Origin of the sequence: Kitasatospora sp. NPDC058190 (assembly GCF_042883685.1) — a bacterium.
Taxonomy (GTDB): domain Bacteria; phylum Actinomycetota; class Actinomycetes; order Streptomycetales; family Streptomycetaceae; genus Kitasatospora.
In genome coordinates this window covers 1-18,165 of record NZ_JBHVVI010000003.1, presented here as the reverse complement: position 1 = coordinate 18,165, position 18,165 = coordinate 1, and the positions used below count along the sequence as shown (strand labels likewise).

Here is an 18,165-nt window from a genome sequence, read left to right as displayed (position 1 = left end):
CGACGCCACTTGGCGCGGCGTCACTTGTCGCGCCGAAGGGCGCGCAGGCCGGCGTACGCCGACGCGGCCGCCCAGAAGGCCATGATCAGCAGTCCGGTCCAGTGCCCGTACGCGACCTGCGGGTCGTCGACGTAGTGGAGCGCGTACTGGCCGGCGCGGTCGGGCAGGAACTGCGCCACCAGCTGTGCCCCGGGCAGGCCGCCGAGCGCTGGCGAGACCAGGAAGACGGTCGGGACGATCAGGCCCATGGCGGCGGTGAGGTTGCCGAACAGCGTGGTCAGCCCGAGGCAGAACACCACCAGCAGCGGCGGGTACAGCACTCCGGCGACGACGGCGCGGGTGAAGGCGGGGCCGTGCCAGTCGCCGGGGACGGTCGCCGCGTACCCCGCGAAGGCACCCGCCGTACCGGCCGTGCCGACGGCGAGGCCGACCAGCGCACCGAGCGCGAGCTTCGCGCCGTACATCCTGGCGCGGCGGGGGACGGCAGTGAGGGAGACGTCGATCATGCGGGTGTCGAACTCCTGGCCGATCAGCAGGATGCCGAAGCAAGCCAGCCCGACATGGCCGAAGTTGAGCCCGTAGAAGACGCCCACGCCGGGATCGTCGACGATGTGCGGTTCCGCGCCGCCGAGTGCGGCGCCCACGGCCGTGGTGACGCCGACAGTGAGCAACAGGGCGAGCAGCGGGGTGAGCCAGAGCGAGCGGAGCGTGGTGAACTTGATGCGCTCGGAGCGGAGGACCTGGAGGGCTCGGACGGCGGGAGACGCGTACGCCCCGGGGGAGTCGATGCCGATGCTCATGCGGCCACCTCCGCGCGGTACTCGACGCTGTCGGCGGTCATCCGCATGAACGCCTCCTCCAGGGAGTCCTGTTGGACTGCGATCTCGTACAGGACGACGCCGTGCGCGGCCGCGAACGCGGCGATCCGCTCCGGTTCGGCGCCGGTCACCTCCCAGGCACCGCCGTCGACCTGGACGGCGGTGAAGTCGTGGCCGCCGCCGCTGAACAGCGCGGTCAGCTTGTCCGGGTCCACGGCCCGTACCCGGATCCGGGTACGGCCGTGCTGGTCGATGAACTCGGCGGTGGGGGAGTCCGCCAGCAGTCGGCCGCGGCCGATCACCACCAAGTGGTCGGCGGTGAGCGCCATTTCGCTCATCAGATGGGAGGAGACCAGCACCGACCTTCCCTCGGCGGCCAGTGCGCGCAGGAGCGTGCGGATCCAGCGGATGCCTTCGGGGTCGAGGCCGTTCACCGGCTCGTCCAGCAGCAGCACCGCCGGGTCGCCGAGCAGCGCGGCCGCCACCCCGAGGCGCTGGCGCATGCCGAGCGAGAAGCGACGGATGCGCCGACCCGCGGCGTCCGTCAGGCCGACCTGGCCGAGCACCTCGTCCACCCGGCGCTCCGGCAGGCCGTTGCTGGCGGCGAGCCAGCGCAGGTGGCCGCGCGCCGTCCGGCCGCCGTGCAGGGCTTGGGCGTCCAGCAGCGCACCCACCTGCCGTAGCGGGTCTGCGAGTTCGGCGTACGGGCGGCCGGCGACGAGGGCGCGTCCGGTGGTGGGCTGTTCCAGGCCCAGGACGAGGCGCATGGTGGTGCTCTTGCCGGCGCCGTTCGGGCCGAGGAAGCCGGTCACCAGGCCGGGTCGGACCTCGAAGGTCAGGTCGTCGACGACGCGTCGTCCGTCGTACTCCTTGGTGAGGCCCTGGATTTCGATCACGGCCGCGCTCCCCTCTGGCTGGTCCGGTGCGGGTGCCGGCGTCCTGTCGGCGATCACATTCCACCGGAGCGCCGGTCCCGGCGGATCCCGCCGCGGAGTGGAGCCGCCTCCCTCCTGGGAGGGAGCGCGCCCCGGCCTCGGGCGTGATCCCGAACCTGCCGCTGACCTGGCAGGATGGCTCGGTGACCAAGATCGCAGTGCCCAGAATCCTCGCGCCGCTGCTGGCCGGTGCCACCTATGCGCGTCTGCTGCACCTCTTGGTGGGATGGGTCTTCATGGGAGTCATCCTGCTGATCTATCCGGGGACGTACGGGCTGACTCTCCCCCAAATCCTGGCGGGGGCGGTCGCCGTGGATTCCGTCCTGCTGATGCTCGTCGCCCTCATCCCGGCGGCGCGGCGGGCGGAAGGGGTCCAGGCCCGGCTGTTGCTGGTGCCCGACCGCGAGACCGACATCGCCGCCGAGCCCTCCGACAGTTGGGCCGACCGGTGGCGCACCGCGCTCTGGCTGGTCGGCCGGGTCGCGCTCGGCTCGGCCGTAGGGATGGCGACGGTGCTCGGTCTCACCAACGGTGCCCACCTGCTGACGGGGCCGCAGGGGCCGCACTACCTCCTGCTGCTGCCGGTGGCGCTGCTCGGCTACGGCTGGCTGGTGGTGGGTGCCGGGCGGCTCCAACTCGCCATGGCGATCCGGCTGCTGGGGCCGTCTCCGGCGGAACGGCTGGCGGAGGCGGAGCTGCGGGCCGAACGGCTGCTGGAGCGCAACCGGTTGGCCCGCGAACTGCACGACTCCATCGGCCACGCCCTGACGGTGACGGTGCTTCAGGCCGGTGCCGCGCGGGAGGTCGGGGACCGGGCGTTCATCGCCAAGGCGCTCGAGGTCATCGAGGAGACCGGCCGCCAGGCCATGGAGGACCTCGAGCGCACCCTCGTGCTGCTGCGCGAGAGCCCTGAGGGTGCGGCCACCGAACACCCGGGCGTCGACCAGCTGCCCGTGCTCTTCGACACCGCGCGGGCGGCCGGCAGCCAGGTCGAGGCGCTGGTCGACCTGTCGGAGGGGAAGCTGCCCGGGGTGCTCTCCCGCGAGTCCTACCGGATCGTCCAGGAGGGCGTCACCAACGCGCTCAAGTACGCGCCCGGCGAGCCGATCAGCATACGGATCGGCGTCCGGGGCGGGCAGTTGGAGCTGCGCTGCGCCAACGCGATGTCGGCCGGAGGGGGCGTCGCGGCGCGAAATCCCGCCGCCGGGGCGCGCAAGGGCGGCAAGGGCCTGCGCGGCATCCGCGAGCGGGCCACGCTGCTCGGTGGGGAGGCCACGGCGGGGGCGTCGCAGGACTGCAGCGGGGAGTGGGTGCTGCAGGTGCGGCTGCCCTTACGCTTGGGCTCGTGACGAATGATCTTGTAGCTGACGGTCCGGCCAAGGGGATCGGCGGGATGACCGACATCCTGCTCGCCGACGACGAGGAGCTGGTCCGGGTCGGGATGCGGGCCGTCCTGGAGGCCCAGGGCGACCTGCGGGTCGTCGGCGAGGCGGCCGACGGCGCGGAGGCGGTGGCCCTGGCCCGCGCGCTGCGCCCGCAGGTGGTGCTGATGGACGTCCGGATGCCCGTCCTGGACGGACTGGCGGCCACCCGCGAGCTGCTGCGCCCCGACGGGTCGGGGGAGCGGCCGCCGCGGATCCTGGTGGTGACCACCTTCGAGAACGACGACTACGTCTACCAGGCGCTGCGCGCGGGCGCCGACGGCTTCCTGCTCAAGCGCTCCCGCCCGGCCGAGATCGCCCACGCGGTACGGCTGGTGGCGGCGGGCGAGTCGCTGCTGTTCCCGGCCGCGATCCGCCGCCTGGCGGCCGGGCACGGCAACCCCACCGCCCGCGCAGCCATGACCCGGGCGGCGCTGACCGAGCGCGAGGCGGAGGTGCTGCGGCTGATGGCGCGCGGGCTCAGCAACGGGGAGATCGCCGAGCAACTGTTCCTCGGGGTGCAGACGGTGAAGACACACGTCAGCAGCGTGCTGGCGAAGCTCGGCGCGCGGGACCGCACCCAGGCGGTGATCGCGGCGTACGAGTCGGGGTTCGTCGAGCCGTCGGAATGACCCCGGCGGCCGGCCGGCCGCGCGGTCAGGCCGGGTAGGCGTGGGTCTGGGCGGCCTTGACCGAGGCCCAGACCGCCGCCCCCGGCGCCAGCCCCAACTCCGCGACCGCGGCCGGGGTGAGGTCGGCGGCCATCGGCAGCTCCCCGGACAGCTCGGCGCGCACCTGGTCGCCGTGCAGGTCCAGGCCGGTGACCTCGGCCTTCCACAGGTTGCGGGCACTGGACTGCGGCCGCTCCCGGTACAGGGTCACCGCGGAGGGCGGAAAGGCCACGAAGGCCGGACCGGTCAGCTCCTCGGCGGTGGCCACGACCGTGCCGTCCGGGAGGGTGACCTGGGGGCCCTCGGCCCGGCCCTGGTACAGGTTCAGTCCGACCAGGCGGGCGATGTAGTCGGTGCGCGGCCGCCGGGCGACCTCTGCCGGGCTGCCGGACTGCACCTCCCGGCCGTCCTCGATCACCACCAGCCGGTCGGCCAGCACCATGGCGTCCAGCGGGTCGTGCGTCACCAGCACTGCCACTGCCTCGAACTCCGCCAGGTGGCGCCTCAGTTGGGCCCGTACGTCGAGCCGGGTGCGGGCGTCCAGGGCGGCCAGCGGCTCGTCCAGCAGGAGCAGCCGGGGCCGGACGGCCAGCGCCCGGGCGAGCGCCACCCGCTGCGCCTGGCCGCCGGAGAGCCGGCCCGGACGTACCGCGGCGTGCTCGGCCAGGCCCATCCGGTCCAGCCAGGCCGCGGCCTCGGCCCGGGCCTCGCGCTTCGGGCGGCCCTGGCAGCGCGGGCCGAAGGCGACGTTGTCGAGGGCGCTGAGGTGCGGGAACAGCAGGTAGTCCTGGAACACCACGCCGACCGGCCGCGCCTCGGCGGGGGTGTGCAGGCGCTGCGCCGGGTCCTCCAGGACGCGGCCGTCCAGGCGCAGGTGGCCGCCAGTGAGCGGGAGCAGGCCGGCCAGTGCGCGCAGGGCGGTGGACTTGCCGGCGCCGTTCGGGCCGAGCAGCGCGACCACCTCGCCGGGGGCGGCGGCGAGTGCGAGGTCGAGGGTGAACGCGGCGCGGTCCACCCGGAGGCGGGCGTCCAGGGCGGGGCTCGGGGTGCTCATCGGCTCTGCATTTCGGCTCTGCATCTCGGTTCAGGGGCCGGTTCGTTCGGTTCGGGGTCGGTTCGGCTCAGGGTCGGTTCGGGGCCGGTTCGGTCCGGGGGGCGGTTCAGGGGGTGGGTCGGGTCAAGGAGTCGACATCCAGCGGTCGCGCAGGCCGACCAGGACGGCGACGGAGACCGCCAGCAGGACCAGTGACAGCGCGATCGCGGCCTCCGGATCGGACTCCATGGCCAGGTAGACGGCCAGCGGCATGGTCTGGGTGCGGCCAGGGAAGTTGCCCGCGAAGGTGATCGTCGCGCCGAACTCGCCGAGTGCCCGGGCCCAGGCCAGGACGGCCCCGGCGGCGATCCCCGGGGCGATCATCGGCAGGGTGACCCGGCGGAACGCGGTCAGCCGGGAGGCGCCCAGGGTCGCGGCGGCCTCCTCGTAGCGGGGGTCGGCCGCCCGCAGCGCGCCCTCGACGCTGATCACCAGGAAGGGCATCGCCACGAAGGCCTCGGCGATCACGACCCCGGTGGTGGTGAAAGGCAGGGTGACGCCGAAGGCGGAGTCCAGCCAGGAGCCGACGATCCCGCGCCGCCCCAGCACCAGCAGCAGCGCCACACCGCCGACCACCGGCGGCAGCACCAGCGGCAGGGTGACCAGCGCCCGGATCACCCGCCGGCCGGGCAGCTCGGTGCGGGCGAGCAGCCAGGCCAGCGGGACGCCGAGGACCAGCGAGACCGCGGTGGCGGCCGTCGCGCAGATCAGCGACAGCCGCAGGGCTTCCCAGACGGCCGTGCTGGTGAGCTGCTCGGACAGGCCGCTCCACGGCGCTCGGACCAGCAGGCCCACCAGCGGGAGGACCAGGAACGCCAGCCCGAGCAGCGCCGGGAGCAGCAACGTGGCCGGGACGCGCTGCGTGCCCGGGCGGCGGCGCGGCAGGGCCCTCGCGGGTCCTGCCGTCACCGGGGCGCCGTGGTCCCCGGAGCCGTCGCGGCCGTCGGCACGGTTGCCGTCGCGGCCGGTGGTGCGCTTGTTCACGGTGCCTGGAAGCCCGCCGTGGTCAGCACCTGCTTGGCCTCGGGCGACTGGATGTAGGCGACAAAGGCGGCGGCGCCGTCCTTGTTCGGCGCCTTGGCGAGCGCGGCGATCGGGTAGTCGTTCACGGCCTTGTCGGCCTCGGGGAAGTCCACACCGTCGATCTTCGCAGCATCGGACTGCACATCGGTCTTGTACACCAGCGAGGCGTCGACCTCGCCGAGCTCGACCTTGGTGAGGGCACCCTTGACGTCCTGCTCCAGGGTGACCGGGGTGAGGTTGAGGCCCGCGGCCTTCAGCGCGGTCTGGGCGGCGGCGCCGCAGGGCACCTCCTTTGCGCACAGCGCGACCTTCACGCCCGGGGCGGTGAGGTCCTTCAGGCCCGCGATGTGCTTGGGGTTGCCCTTGGGCACGGCGATGGTGAGGGTGTTCTTCACGAAGGTCTTCGGCTCGCCGCCGGCGCCGCCCGCGTCGGTGACGGTCTTCATGGTGGCCGGGCTGGCGGCGGCGAAGACGTCCGCCGGGGCACCCGAGTTGATGCTGGTGGCGAGGGCGGAGCTGCCGCCGAAGTTGAACGTGACCTTGGTGCCCGGGTTGGCGGCCTCGAACTTCTTGCCGAGGTCGGTGAAGGTCTCCTTGAGCGAGGCAGCGGCGAACACGGTGATGTCGCCGTGGGCCTTCGGGGCGCTGCTGTTGCCGGTCGCGCCGCCCGTGGTGCTCGCGCCGCTGCTCGCGGCCGAGGAGGTGGAGCCGCCGTCGCTGTCGCAGGCGGTGACCCCGAGGCTGAGGGCGAGGGCCGCCGCGACGGCGACGGCGAGTCTGCGGCCGGCGGTGGTGCGGGTGCTCATCAGTGCTTCCCCTCCAGGGTTCGCGCCGGAAGGGGCGCGGAGGTGTGACCGCAGATGCGGCCATGACGGCGATCATAGTGCCGCAGATGCGAGCGATAAATCCTCTGTTGCTTCGCACAGACGGGCTGGGGTGAGGGGCTCGGGCCCGCTGTGGAAAGGCTCAAACGTGCACGGACGGTTCGTGTTCGCGGACGGTCCGGCGGGGCGGACCGTTCGGCGGGGGTGGCAGGTGGTCCCGGTGTGGAAAATGCGTCGCACCGAGGCCGGTCGAACGGCCAGAGTGTTCGCAGTCCGGCCGTACGACCGAGGAGCGGTCGCGCCGGGCCCAACGGCCGAGCCCAGGGGAGGAGTCCACCCATGTCCACACTTCGCGTCACCGCCGAGAAGCTGGTCATTCTCGAGCACCCGAACGCCGATGCCCTGGAGTTGGCGCAGGTCGGCCTCTACCGTGCGGTGGTCGCGAAGGGCGCCTACCGGACCGGCGACATCGCCCTCTACATCCCCGAACAGGCCGTCCTCCCGGATGAGTTGATCGAGGAGATCGGTCTGACCGGCAAGCTGGCCGGTGCGCGGGCGAACCGGGTCAAGGCGGTACGGCTGCGCGGAGAGCTCTCCCAGGGCATCGTCTGCCGGCCCGCCGCGCTCGCCGACACCGACCTGGCCGGGGCCGCGGACCGGGGCGAGGACTTCGCCGAGCTGCTCGGGATCGTCAAGTGGCAGCCGCCGGTGCCGACTTCGATGAGCGGAGAGGTGGTCAGCGCGCCGGACCTGCTGCCCTGGGTGGACGTCGAGAACCTCAAGCGCTACCCGGACGTCTTCGAGCCGGGCGAGCCGGTGGTGCTGACCGAGAAGCTGCACGGCAGTTGCTGCCTGGTCACCTACACCGCCGCCACCGGTGGGGTGCAGGTCTCCTCCAAGGGGATCGGCGCGCAGGGGCTGGCGCTGGCCGAGGACGCGCGCAACCTGTACTGGCGGGCGGTGCGCGGGTACGGCATCGCGGAGGTGGCGGCCCGACTGGCCGGGCGGCTGGGCGCCGAGCGGGTCGGCATCTTCGGCGAGGTATTCGGCGAGGGCGTCCAGGACCTGACGTACGGGGCCTCCGCGCGCACCGAACGGCCCGGCTACGCCGCGTTCGACGTGTCGGCCGTGGTTGACGGGCAGCTGACCTGGCTTCCCGCCGCCGAAGTGCTGGACGGCGAACTGCCGTTGGTGCCCGAGCTGTGGCGCGGGCCGTTCGACGCCGCGACGGTGCTGGCGTACGCGCAGGGCAGGGAGGCCCACTCCGGGCGCGAACTCCACCTGCGCGAGGGCGTGGTGGTCCGGCCGGTCGCCGAGCGCTGGAGCCCGGTGCTGGGCGGGCGGGCGATCGCCAAGGTGGTCAGCGACGCCTATCTGACGCGCAAGGGCGGCACCGAGTACGAGTGAGCCGGGCGCCCGGTGCTCGCGGTCGGATCGGGTCCGGTGCGTGGTCGGGTCGGGTGCGTGGTTGGGGCGGGTGCGCACGATGCGTGCCCGCCCGCGCGTTTGTGCCCGACGCTTCCACGGCTGAATACCCGTCAGTAAGGTTGAGGGATCGCCAGCGCAGAAGGAGTGCCGATGACCACCGCAGCCGCCGTACCCGGACCGGTCGGGAACCCCCTGGTCGGCTCGCTCTTCGACCTCACCCGCCGTCCGCTGCGCACCTACCTCGCGGCCCGTCGCGACTACGGGGACGTGGTGCGCTTCCAGGCCGGACCGCCCGGCCTGCGCGTCGAGTTCTACGGGGTGTTCTCGCCCGAGGGCGTCCACCAGGTGCTGGGCGCCGAGGCGGCCAACTTCCGCAAGGAGAACAACTTCTACGACGAGCTGCGGACCAGCGTCGGCAACGGGCTCCTCACCAGCCAGGACGGCGACTACCTGCGCCAGCGTCGGCTGGTCCAGCCGCTGTTCACCCGGCGCCGGGTGGACGGCTACGCCGACGCGCTCGCCCGGGAGGCGCAGGCGCTCGCCGAGCGGTGGCGGGCCGCGCCGGACGGGGTGGTGGACGCGGCGGAGGAGATGTCGCGGTTCGCGCTGCGCGCGGTGGCGCGGATCCTCTTCGGCGCCGACGTGGAGGAGGCGGTGGAGGTGGTGAACCGCAGCTTCCCGGCGCTCGGCGAGTACATCAAGGAGCGCGGCTTCGCACCGGTCCGGCTCCCGCGCAACTGGCCGACGCCCGGCAACCGGCGCGGCGCCGAGGCGCAGCGGGCGCTGTACGAGATCTGTGACCGGATCATTGCCGAGCGGGCCGCGCGCGGGGGTGGCGACGAGGACGCGGACGACCTGCTGACGCTGCTCGGAAGGGCCCGCGGCGAGGACGGGGAGCGGCTGGATCCGGCTGAACTTCGGGACCAGGTCCTGGTGTTCCTGCTCGCCGGGCACGAGACCACGGCCACCTCGCTGGCCTTCGCGCTGCATCTGCTGGCCAAGCACCCGGAGCAGCGCAAGCTCGCGCAGGAGGAGGCGCGGACCGTCCTGGCCGGGCGGGCGCCGACGGCGGCGGACCTGGAGCGGCTGCCGTACATCACCCGGGTGCTGAAGGAGTCGATGCGGCTCTTCCCGGCGGCGGCGCTGGTCGGGCGGAGGGCGGTCGAGGAGACGGTCATCGACGGGTACGTCATCCCGGCGGGGGCCCAGGTCGTGGTCGCACCGCTGGTCACCCAGCGGCACCCGGACCACTGGGTGGAGCCGGAGCGCTTCGACCCGGACCGGTTCCTGCCGGAGGAGGAGAAGGCCCGGCACCGGTACGCCTGGTTCCCGTTCGGCGGGGGACCGCGGGCGTGCATCGGGCAGCACTTCTCGATGCTGGAGGCGGTGCTGACCCTCGGGGTGCTACTGCGGGACTTCGACATGGAGGTGGTGGACCAGCGGGTGGCGCTCGCGCAGGGCATCACGCTGCGGGCGGCGAGTGCGATGCGGGTGCGGGTGGCGGCCGTGGGCTGACGGCTGACAGCTGGCGGGGTTCGGCGTTCAGCGGACAGATAACAGATTTCGAAATCTGTTATCTGTCCGCTGTTCGTTGTTTGCTGTCTGTTGTCCGCTGTTCGCAGCCCGCCGTTGGTCGTTCGCCGGGTGGTTCCATGCCGGGGTTCCACGGCGGATCTGGGCACACGACCGGGTCATTCGAACACATCGCCCCTGCCGTGCGGGCAGCTTTTCAGATCTTCGGGTGGACGATTCCGGCCCCTCGGTAGCGTCCCACGCACCCCAGGTCGAAAGCGCACATGCGAATGGCATATGCCCCGCGTGCAGTCCGCCCGGCCGGGGGAGCCCGGGCGCACCGCGTACCGCTCCGGGCCTGACCGGTCGACCGGAGGTCCCATGGGCACCCTGAACCACTTCAGCTTCGGCTGGCTGACACCCGTCCTCTCGTACCTGATGGCCTGCGCCGGCGCCGCCCTCGGGCTGCGCTGCACCCTGCGCGGCCTCGCCGCGAGCGGCGCTGTCCGCCGGAACTGGCTGGTCACCGCCGCCGCGGCGATCGGCTCCGGCATCTGGACCATGCACTTCGTCGCCATGTTCGGCTTCACCGTGGACGGCACCGAGCTGCGCTACAACGTGCCGCTGACCGTGCTCAGCCTGGTCGTCGCGGTGCTGGTCACCGGCCTCGGCCTGACCGTCGTCACCTACGGCAGGCACCGGGGCCTCGCCCTGCTCGGCGGCGGCTTCACCACCGGGGTCGGCGTCGCCGCGATGCACTACCTCGGGATGGCCGCCGTCCGGATGCACGGCGGGCTGCGCTACGACGCCGGAACGGTCGCGCTGTCCGTGCTGGTCGCGGTCGGCGCCGCCACCGCCGCGCTCTGGGCCGCCGTCACCATCCGCAACGTGTACGCGGCGGTGGCCGCCTCGCTGGCCATGGGGCTCGCCGTCAGCTGCATGCACTACACCGGCATGGCTGCCGTGCACGTCCAGCTGGACCCCGCCCGCACCGGCCTCGGCGGGGTCAGTCCGATGGAGTTCGTCTTCCCGCTCGCCGTCGGCCTCGGCTCCTTCCTCTTCCTCGCCTCGGCTTTCGTCGCGCTCTCCCCGACCGCCCAGGAGCGGGCCGGCTACCTGGCGGCGGGCGAGCTGACCATCGAGGAGTTCCCGGCGCCGCCCGCCCACCCCGACGTCGAGCTCCCGGGCGCGGGACTCCTCGACCCGTACCGCCACGGCTCCGAGAGCCACGACCGCGCCGCCTGAGCGGCCGCGCTCGGGGCGCTCCCCGTCCGGCGCCGTTCCCCGTCGACGTCCGGTACCGCCGACGTCCGTTCCGGCCGAAGTCCGTTCCCGTCCGACGCCAGCCCCCGCCCGAAAGGCCCCTCACCCATGCGAGAAGACCGCGGTACCGCCCCCGGGGCCCGCCGGGGTGCCCACGCCGGGCCGCCCGCCCGTCCACCGCGCCCCGGGCCCTGGCTGCGCGGGCTGCGTCCCCGGACCGTCCGGGCCCGGATCATCGCCCTGCTGATGGTCCCGGTCGTCTCCGTCATCGCCCTCTGGAGTTTCGCGACCGTCACCACCGCCCAGGGCGTCTGGGACCTGCTGCGCTTGCGCGACGCCCAGCGCACCCTGCTCGCGCCCGTCGCCGGGACGGTCGCCGGCCTTCAGGCCGAACGCGCCGCCGCCGGCCAGCTGTTGGCCACCCCGGGCGCCGCGCCCTCCGCGCCCTCCGCGCCCTCCGCCCCGTCCGCCGCTCGGGAGAGCGCCCTGCGCGAGGCCGCCGACACCACCGACCGGGCGCTCGCCCCGCTGTTCCCCGACCCCCGCCACCCGGGCCAGGGCTACAATCGCGCGGACGCCCAGGGTCTGGGCGCCGACGCCGCCGCCCGCCTGGACGCCCTCGGCACCTCCCTCGCCGCCCTGCCCGAGCTGCGCGCCCGGGTGCTGGCCCGGACCGTCGGCTGGCCCGAGGCGTACGCCGCGTACGGCGCGGCCGTGGACCGGGCGCTCGCCGTGTCCGGCGCCGTCGCCCCGCAGCAGGACGGCAGGTCGGCCGCCGACACCCGGGTGCTGCTGGACCTCGCCCGTTCCCGCGAACTCCTCACCCGTGAGGACGCGTTGCTGCGCACCGCCCAGCTCTCCGGCGCGCTCGGCGACGACCAGCTCCGCGAGTTCTCCGGCACGGTCTTCGCCCGGCGCGAGTTCGAGCAGGGTACGGCCGCCGACCTGCGCCCCGCCGACCGGGACGCGCTGCTCGCCGTCACCGACGGCCAGGACCACCGGGAGCTGGTCGGCTACGAGGACACGGTCCGTACCGCCGCCGACGGCCGGGCCGCCGTCGCCGCCGTGCCCGCCGACCGGTGGGCGATGGTGGCCGGGAACGTGACCGGTGGCCTGCGCGCCGTCGAGGACCGGGCCGGACGGCTCGCCGCCGAGCGCCAGAACCCCTACGCCCTGGGCCTGTTCACACCGGCCGGGATCGCTGTGCTGCTCGGTCTGCTCGGGGTGGTCGCCTCGCTGGTGATCTCGGTGCAGATCGGCCGCGGCCTGGTCACCGAGCTGATCGGCCTGCGGAACTCGGCACTTGACCTGGCCGGCCGCAAACTGCCCGCCACGATCCGGAAGCTGCGCGCGGGGGAGGAGGTGGACATCGAGGCCGAGGCGCCCCGCCCGGTGGGTCGCGACGACGAGATCGGCCAGGTGCACCGGGCGCTCGGCACCGTCCAACGGGCGGCCGTCACGGCGGCGGTGGAACGGGCCGAGGTGCTGTCCGGGGTCTCCGGGGTGTTCGTCAACCTCGCGCGCCGCAGCCAGGTCCTCGTGCACCGCCAACTCACCCTTCTGGACGCCATGGAGCGGCGCACCGAGGACCCGTCCGAGCTGGCCGACCTGTTCCGTCTCGACCACCTCACCACCCGGATGCGACGCCACGCGGAGGGCCTGATCATCCTCTCCGGGGCCGTCCCCGGCCGGGCCTGGCGCCGGCCCGTCCCCCTGGTGGACGTGGTGCGCGCGGCCGTCTCGGAGGTCGAGGAGTACGCCAGGGTCGAGGTGCACCCGCTGCCGCGGGCCGCCGTGGTCGGCCACGCCGTCGCCGACCTCACCCACCTGGTGGCCGAACTGGTCGAGAACGCCACCGGGTTCTCCCCGCCGCACACCCGGGTGCACATCCGGGGCGAACAGGTCGGCAACGGCTACGCGTTGGAGATCGAGGACCGCGGCCTCGGCATGGGAGCGGCCCAGCTGGCCGCCGCCAACCGCCGGATCGCCGCCGCCGAGCAGGCCGACCTGTTCGACAGCGACCGGCTCGGCCTGTTCGTGGTCAGTCGGCTCGCCCGGCGGCACGACGTCAGGGTCTCGCTGGTGACCTCCGCGTACGGCGGCACCACCGCCGTGGTCCTGCTGCCCACCGGGGTGCTGGCCGACGAGCGGCACGGCGGGGCGCAATCCTTCGACTCGGTAGCGGAGTTGGACGTCGTCACCGCTCCGGCCGGTCCGGCCGCCCCGGAATGGATGGCTGTGCCGGAGAGCCTGGCCTTCCCGGAGCCGCCGACCGCCGCGACGGGACCGGAGCCCGCACCCCTCCCGGCCGAGGGCCTGGCCTTCCCCGGTGGCGGGGTGACGGAGATCGAGCTTCCGGCGGCGGGTGGGCCGCTGCCGGAGGGTGGGGCGCTGCTGGCCTTCGGCGTCCGGGGCGGCGACCCCGGGCCGGTGCGCCGCACCCCCTTCCGGGCCTCCGGCGCCCGGACGGCCGGACCGGCTGCGGACGGGGGCCAGGGTGCCGCCTCCCGTCCGCAGTCCGGTCCGCCGCAGCCGTACCGCACGGCGGCCGTGCCGGCGGCCGGAGAATCACAACCGGGCGGCGGGCCAGAGGAGTTGCCGCGTCGAGTGCGGCAGGCGAGCCTGGTTCCCCAACTGCGCGAGGCCCCGGCCGGACCGGCCCCGCGCACCCGCCGGACCACCGTCGCCGGGGCTTCCGGGGTCGCCGGTCCGGCGCCCGAGGGTCGCAGCCCGGAGGCGGCGCGCGCGGCGATGTCCGCCTTCCAGAGCGGCTGGGCACGCGGACTGCGCCCTGACCGGCGGCCCGAGGACCCGCCGGCCGACCCGGCCCTGCCCCGGCCGCCGCGCCACCATCCGTCCTCGCCCCGACCCGAAGGAGACCGTCCGTGATCGGCACCACCCACCGCGCGGGGGAACTGAACTGGCTCCTGGACGAGTTGGTCCAGCGCGCCCCCGAGGTCCGGTTCGCCGTGATGCTCTCCGCCGACGGCCTGGCCATGGGCACCTCGACCGGACTGGACAGAGAGGACGGCGAGCACCTCGCCGCTGTCGCCTCCGGCTTCCACAGTCTGGCCAAGGGCGCCGGCCGGCACTTCGGCGCGGGCGAAGTCCGTCAGACCATGGTCGAGCTGGAGGGCGGCTACCTGCTCGTCGCGGCGGCCGGGGAGGGCACCTGCCTGGCCGTGTTCGCGAGCGCCCGGGCCGACCTCGGGCTGATCGCCTACGAGATGGCCAGACTGGTCCGCCGGGTCGGGGAGCACCTGAGCGCCGCGCCCCGCGTGGTGTACGGCGGGTGAGCCCGGTGCCCCGACCGGACCGGCCGTACCCGGCGGACCGCCCCTACCGACCGGACCGCTCGTACGGGTCTGACCAGCCGTCGGAGTCGGATCGTCCGTATGAACCGGATCACCGGTACGGGTCGGCGCCCGCGTTCCATCCGTACCACCAGCGGCATCCGGAGCAGCCACGGGCCGAGTCCGGCGAACGCTCCCGAAACCCGCTCGCCGCCGCCCACCGGGCCCGCTGGTACGACGACGAGGCCGGGCCGCTCGTCCGGCCGTACACGATGACCAGGGGTCGGACCGGCGTGGGCGAGCGGCAGTTCGACCTGATCGCCGTGGTCGTGTCCGACCTGCCCGACCCGGCGCTCACCCCGGACACGCCCGAGCCACCGGTCGGCCCGGAGCAGGCGCGCATCCTCGGCCTGTGCCGGGGCACGCCGCTGTCCGTGGCCGAGCTGGCCGCCGACCTCGACCTGCCGTTGGGCGTCGTGCGGGTGCTGCTCGGCGACCTGCTGGCCGCCGGGCTCGTCCGGGTCAGCCGCCCCGTCCCGCCCGCCCTGCTCCCCGACGAGCGCATCCTCCAGGAGGTCATCCATGGACTCCGTGCACTCTGACCACCCGTCCGACTGCCAGCCGTCCGACCGCCAGCCGTCCGACCGCCGACTGTCCGACCCGGTGGACCCGGCCGACTCCGTGCTCGCGCTCAAGATCCTGGTGGCGGGCGGCTTCGGGGTCGGCAAGACGACGCTGGTCGGCGCCGTCAGCGAGATCCGGCCGCTGCGCACCGAGGAGCGGCTGACCGAAGCCGGGCGCGGGGTGGACGACCTCGACGGCGTCGAGCGCAAGACCACCACCACGGTGGCGATGGACTTCGGCCGGATCACCATTCGCGAGGGCCTGGCGGTCTACCTGTTCGGCACTCCGGGGCAGGACCGGTTCTGGTTCCTCTGGGACGAGCTGGCGCAGGGCGCGCTCGGTGCGGTGGTGCTGGCCGACACTCGGCGGCTGACCGACTGCTTCCCGGCCGTGGACTTCTTCGAGCACCGGGGCATTCCGTTCGTGGTCGCGGTGAACCGTTTCGCGGGGACGCGCGAGTTCGGTCCCGAGGAGGTCGCCCGCGCGCTGGACCTGGACGCCGGGACGCCGGTGGTGTTGTGCGATGCGCGTCAGCGGGCCTCGGGGAAGGAGGTGCTGATCAACCTGGTCGAGCACGCGGGGCGGGTGCACACCGCGCGGCTGCTCGAGGAGGTCTCGCCGATCCGGTGACCGGCTCGGCGGGGCGGTCGGTCGGGTGGGACGACTGGTCGGGTGGGACGAGGGCCAGCGGATTTCAGCGAACGGATGTCGGCGAACAGGCTTCAGCGAACAGAGTTCAGCTGACGGATGACAGATTTCGAAATCTGTCATCCGTCAGCTGTCATCGCCTACCCGCTCAGCTGTGCCACTGGAACACGATCTTCGTCCAGGTGGACCCCGGGCAGTTGCCCCACACCGCCCAGGCCTGCGGTCGGGCGCCGATCCACAGGCCGACCGAGTAGTTGCCGTTGGCGCAGTAGGTGATGGTGCGCAGCTGGCCGGAGTAGATGTTGCAGTACCCCTCCCAGCGCCAGCCGTAGTTGGCGGTGATCACGCAGTGGTAGGGGACGGCGACGACGTGCGGCGAGGCCGCCGCGGCCCCGGGGGTGATGGTCTGGTCGGCGGCCGGAGCCGCGGCGGCCGGCAGGGTGGCGGAACCGAGCACGCCCAGGGCGGCCGCGGTGGCCATCCCGAAGGTGGCGATCTTCCTGGCGATGCAGCCTCGCATGGCACTTCTCCTCGTTCAACGGTTGCCATCGGGCGGAGCGCCCCGGCAGGCGGAACGGCGGGTGAGGTGAAGTCCCGCCTCCCGCCCGGTCGATGACGAATTGCACACGAATGACTGCGCAGCGTGAGACGACGACCTATGATGTGACTCGCGTCACAACCCGCCCGGTTGGCCGGCCCGAGGCCGGCCCCAACTGGGCGTTCAGGATGCCGATTTCCGGGGAGAGCGGCATGGCGGATTGCAGCGGACGACATGCGGGCGGGCATGGGAAGGGCTTCGGTTCGGGTCCTACCGAGCGCCAATCCGCCGATTTCAACCGGATGTTCACCGACCTTCTGCCCAGACTCCACCGGGCGGCCGAGATGCTCGCCGGAAACCCGCTCGCTGCCGGTGACGTCGTCCACGACGCCTACCTGCGGATCGCCCGCCGACCGGAGCGGTTCCTCAGCCATCCTCAGCCGTACGCCTACGCCTTCACCACGATGACCAACATCCTGCGCGACCAGTGGCGCCGGGAGCGCCGCCGGGTGGCGCTGCCCGAGGTGTCCGGGCTGGCCGAGGCGGTGGAGCGCGGCCGGTCCGCGCTCGACCCGCCGTCCGGCGGGATGGCCGAGCTGCAGGCCCGCTGGGAGGTGGTCCGGCTGCTCGGCTTCCTGACGGCCAAGCAGGCCAGGGTCGTGGTGCTGGTGGACCTCGACGGCTACTCCGTCGACGAGGCCGCCGAACTGCTCGGTCTGCACCGCAGCACCCTGGCCGTCACCCGGCGCCGCGCCCACGGCCGGCTGCGCGCCGTCCTGGAGCACGAGCGTCGGCACGGGGCCTGAGCGCGGTGCCCGGGGCCTGAGCGCGGTGCCCGGGGTGGCGTCCGGATGCGGCCCGGATGGCATCCGAGGACTCCGGACAAGGCTCCGACCGGGCCACCGACGCACCGAACTGACGGCAAGTCGGCTGATGCGTGCCACCGGCCCGTACGCTCAAATCGTGATCACGGACGAGGACCACCGCCTGCGAGCCCTGGCCGAGGACGGCCGCTGGCCCGAGCTGCTCGCCGCCTACCGGCAGGGCCGGGCGGCCGCCGTCGTGCAGGCCGGGGAGCGGGCCGCCGTGGACCTGACCGCGCCGCTCGGCCACCTGATCGCCTACTCGGCGCCGCCCGAACTGGCCGTCCGGCTGTTCGACGCGGACGGCGGCGAGGGGACGGTCGCCGGGGTGGCCGACCACGACGCCGGCCCGCTCTGGGAGGTCCTGGCGACCCGGCACTCCTGGCTGCGGCTGGCCCCGTTGCTCGGCCCGGCCCCGGTGCGCCGACTGGTCGCGCACACCCGGGTGCTGCTCGGCGAGGACCTCTCGTACGGGGCCGAGCCCGACCCGGACGGCGTGCCGCTGCGGTTGGAGCCGTGGGAGGCGGCGGGCTGGGACGAGGCCTCGCGGGTGCGCGAGTACCTGCCCGGCGGGGGAGCACGCAGCGCGTTGCTGACCCTGCCGGCCAGTCGGGAGGGCCTGGGCGAGGTCGAGCTGCCGGAACCGGGCGGGCGGCTGGGCGGCCAGCGGGTCACCCGGGCGCTGGCCGAACTGTCCGCGCTCGCGCCCTGGGTGGAGGTGGTCTGCGTCCGCGGCCAGGCCCAGTTGGCGGCCGCCGTGCTGGCCCGGCGCCGTCGGGTGGTCGGCGGGTACCTGCCGTTCGCGCTCGCCTGCCCGGCGCTGGTGCAGGCGGCCGCCGTGGGCCGCACCCACGGCGGCGCGCACGGGCGGCTGGGCCTCTGGCGGGCGCTGGGCGCGATGGCCGGTGCGGAGGGGCCGGACCGGACCGAGGTGAACGCCCTGGTGGCCCGGATGCGCTGCTTCACCTGGCAGGAGCCGGCCGCCGGGCTGCGCCACCTGCACCTCGCGCTGGAGGATCCGGCGAGCGGGGTGGCCTGGGCGGTCAGCGGCTCGCAGGAGTTCTGACCGCGGCGGCGGCGGACATGGAGAACCCCCGGCCCGGCGCTTGGGTTCTAACGGTCGTCGCAACACCCGAGCTCAAGGTGTGCGATGGAGTTCGAGATCCGTAGGGACCGGAAGCCGCAGGGGCCCAGGAAGCTCCGTGTCGAGC

The 18,165-nt window shown here is 74.0% G+C and carries 16 protein-coding genes and 1 pseudogene; 11 read left to right on the top strand and 6 right to left on the bottom strand.

Annotated elements, in window-relative coordinates:
* Window positions 1-20 precede the first annotated feature (20 nt).
* Both ACFVWU_RS01965 and ACFVWU_RS01960 read right to left on the bottom strand, forming a co-directional pair.
* A complete protein-coding gene (locus ACFVWU_RS01965) occupies window positions 21-800 on the bottom strand; it encodes a hypothetical protein (protein WP_387614152.1) in 780 nt (259 codons plus the stop codon).
* On the bottom strand, window positions 797-1,714 hold the full coding sequence (locus ACFVWU_RS01960; protein WP_387614149.1) for an ABC transporter ATP-binding protein: 918 nt from the start codon (window positions 1,712-1,714) through the stop codon (window positions 797-799). Before ACFVWU_RS01960 ends, ACFVWU_RS01965 begins: the two co-directional genes overlap by 4 nt.
* 182 nt (window positions 1,715-1,896) lie before the next feature.
* Here ACFVWU_RS01960 and ACFVWU_RS01955 point away from each other — a divergent pair, with 182 nt between their 5' ends.
* Both ACFVWU_RS01955 and ACFVWU_RS01950 read left to right on the top strand, forming a co-directional pair.
* Window positions 1,897-3,102 (top strand): sensor histidine kinase, encoded by a 1,206-nt coding sequence (locus ACFVWU_RS01955; RefSeq protein WP_387614146.1) that lies wholly within the window; start codon window positions 1,897-1,899, stop codon window positions 3,100-3,102.
* Between the two features lie 44 nt (window positions 3,103-3,146).
* A complete protein-coding gene (locus ACFVWU_RS01950; RefSeq protein WP_387614521.1) occupies window positions 3,147-3,806 on the top strand; it encodes a response regulator in 660 nt (219 codons plus the stop codon).
* A gap of 25 nt (window positions 3,807-3,831) precedes the next feature.
* Here the strand turns inward: ACFVWU_RS01950 and ACFVWU_RS01945 are convergent, their stop codons facing one another.
* The 3 genes from ACFVWU_RS01945 to modA form a co-directional block, all read right to left on the bottom strand.
* On the bottom strand, window positions 3,832-4,899 hold the full coding sequence (locus ACFVWU_RS01945) for an ABC transporter ATP-binding protein (RefSeq protein ID WP_387614144.1): 1,068 nt from the start codon (window positions 4,897-4,899) through the stop codon (window positions 3,832-3,834).
* 123 nt (window positions 4,900-5,022) lie between these two features.
* Complete coding sequence (locus ACFVWU_RS01940; protein ID WP_387614519.1) at window positions 5,023-5,847, bottom strand: ABC transporter permease; 825 nt, start codon at window positions 5,845-5,847, stop codon at window positions 5,023-5,025.
* Between the two features lie 71 nt (window positions 5,848-5,918).
* Complete coding sequence (modA, locus tag ACFVWU_RS01935) at window positions 5,919-6,767, bottom strand: molybdate ABC transporter substrate-binding protein (RefSeq protein ID WP_387614141.1); 849 nt, start codon at window positions 6,765-6,767, stop codon at window positions 5,919-5,921.
* Window positions 6,768-7,124: 357 nt separating this feature from the next.
* On the opposite strand from modA, the gene ACFVWU_RS01930 reads away from it, so the two are divergent.
* The 7 genes and pseudogenes from ACFVWU_RS01930 (at window position 7,125) to ACFVWU_RS01900 (ending at window position 15,535) form a co-directional block, all read left to right on the top strand.
* Window positions 7,125-8,192 carry an RNA ligase (ATP) gene (locus ACFVWU_RS01930; protein ID WP_387614139.1) on the top strand — a complete coding sequence of 356 codons (1,068 nt, stop codon included), beginning with the start codon at window positions 7,125-7,127 and terminating at the stop codon, window positions 8,190-8,192.
* A gap of 171 nt (window positions 8,193-8,363) precedes the next feature.
* Complete coding sequence (locus ACFVWU_RS01925; RefSeq protein ID WP_387614136.1) at window positions 8,364-9,728, top strand: cytochrome P450; 1,365 nt, start codon at window positions 8,364-8,366, stop codon at window positions 9,726-9,728.
* Between the two features lie 378 nt (window positions 9,729-10,106).
* Window positions 10,107-10,970 (top strand): MHYT domain-containing protein, encoded by an 864-nt coding sequence (locus tag ACFVWU_RS01920; RefSeq protein ID WP_387614134.1) that lies wholly within the window; start codon window positions 10,107-10,109, stop codon window positions 10,968-10,970.
* Between the two features lie 126 nt (window positions 10,971-11,096).
* A complete protein-coding gene (locus ACFVWU_RS01915; RefSeq protein ID WP_387614131.1) occupies window positions 11,097-13,877 on the top strand; it encodes a nitrate- and nitrite sensing domain-containing protein in 2,781 nt (926 codons plus the stop codon).
* The gene (locus ACFVWU_RS01910; RefSeq protein ID WP_387614128.1) at window positions 13,874-14,284 is read left to right on the top strand and encodes a roadblock/LC7 domain-containing protein; all 411 of its coding nucleotides are present in this window, start codon (window positions 13,874-13,876) and stop codon (window positions 14,282-14,284) included. Before ACFVWU_RS01915 ends, ACFVWU_RS01910 begins: the two co-directional genes overlap by 4 nt.
* Window positions 14,285-14,508: 224 nt before the next feature.
* Window positions 14,509-14,883: pseudogene (locus ACFVWU_RS01905) on the top strand (DUF742 domain-containing protein); the annotation flags it as partial.
* Complete coding sequence (locus ACFVWU_RS01900) at window positions 14,864-15,535, top strand: ATP/GTP-binding protein (RefSeq protein WP_387614125.1); 672 nt, start codon at window positions 14,864-14,866, stop codon at window positions 15,533-15,535. The pseudogene ACFVWU_RS01905 and the gene ACFVWU_RS01900, both read left to right, overlap by 20 nt.
* Before the next feature lie 166 nt (window positions 15,536-15,701).
* Here the strand turns inward: ACFVWU_RS01900 and ACFVWU_RS01895 are convergent, their stop codons facing one another.
* Window positions 15,702-16,073, bottom strand: coding sequence for a hypothetical protein (locus ACFVWU_RS01895; protein ID WP_387614123.1), 372 nt, complete (start codon window positions 16,071-16,073; stop codon window positions 15,702-15,704).
* Between the two features lie 320 nt (window positions 16,074-16,393).
* On the opposite strand from ACFVWU_RS01895, the gene ACFVWU_RS01890 reads away from it, so the two are divergent.
* Entirely contained in the window at window positions 16,394-16,897 is a 504-nt protein-coding gene (locus ACFVWU_RS01890; protein WP_387614120.1) for an RNA polymerase sigma factor, read from the top strand.
* 157 nt (window positions 16,898-17,054) lie between these two features.
* Entirely contained in the window at window positions 17,055-18,020 is a 966-nt protein-coding gene (locus ACFVWU_RS01885; protein ID WP_387614117.1) for a hypothetical protein, read from the top strand.
* Window positions 18,021-18,165: the final 145 nt, after the last annotated feature.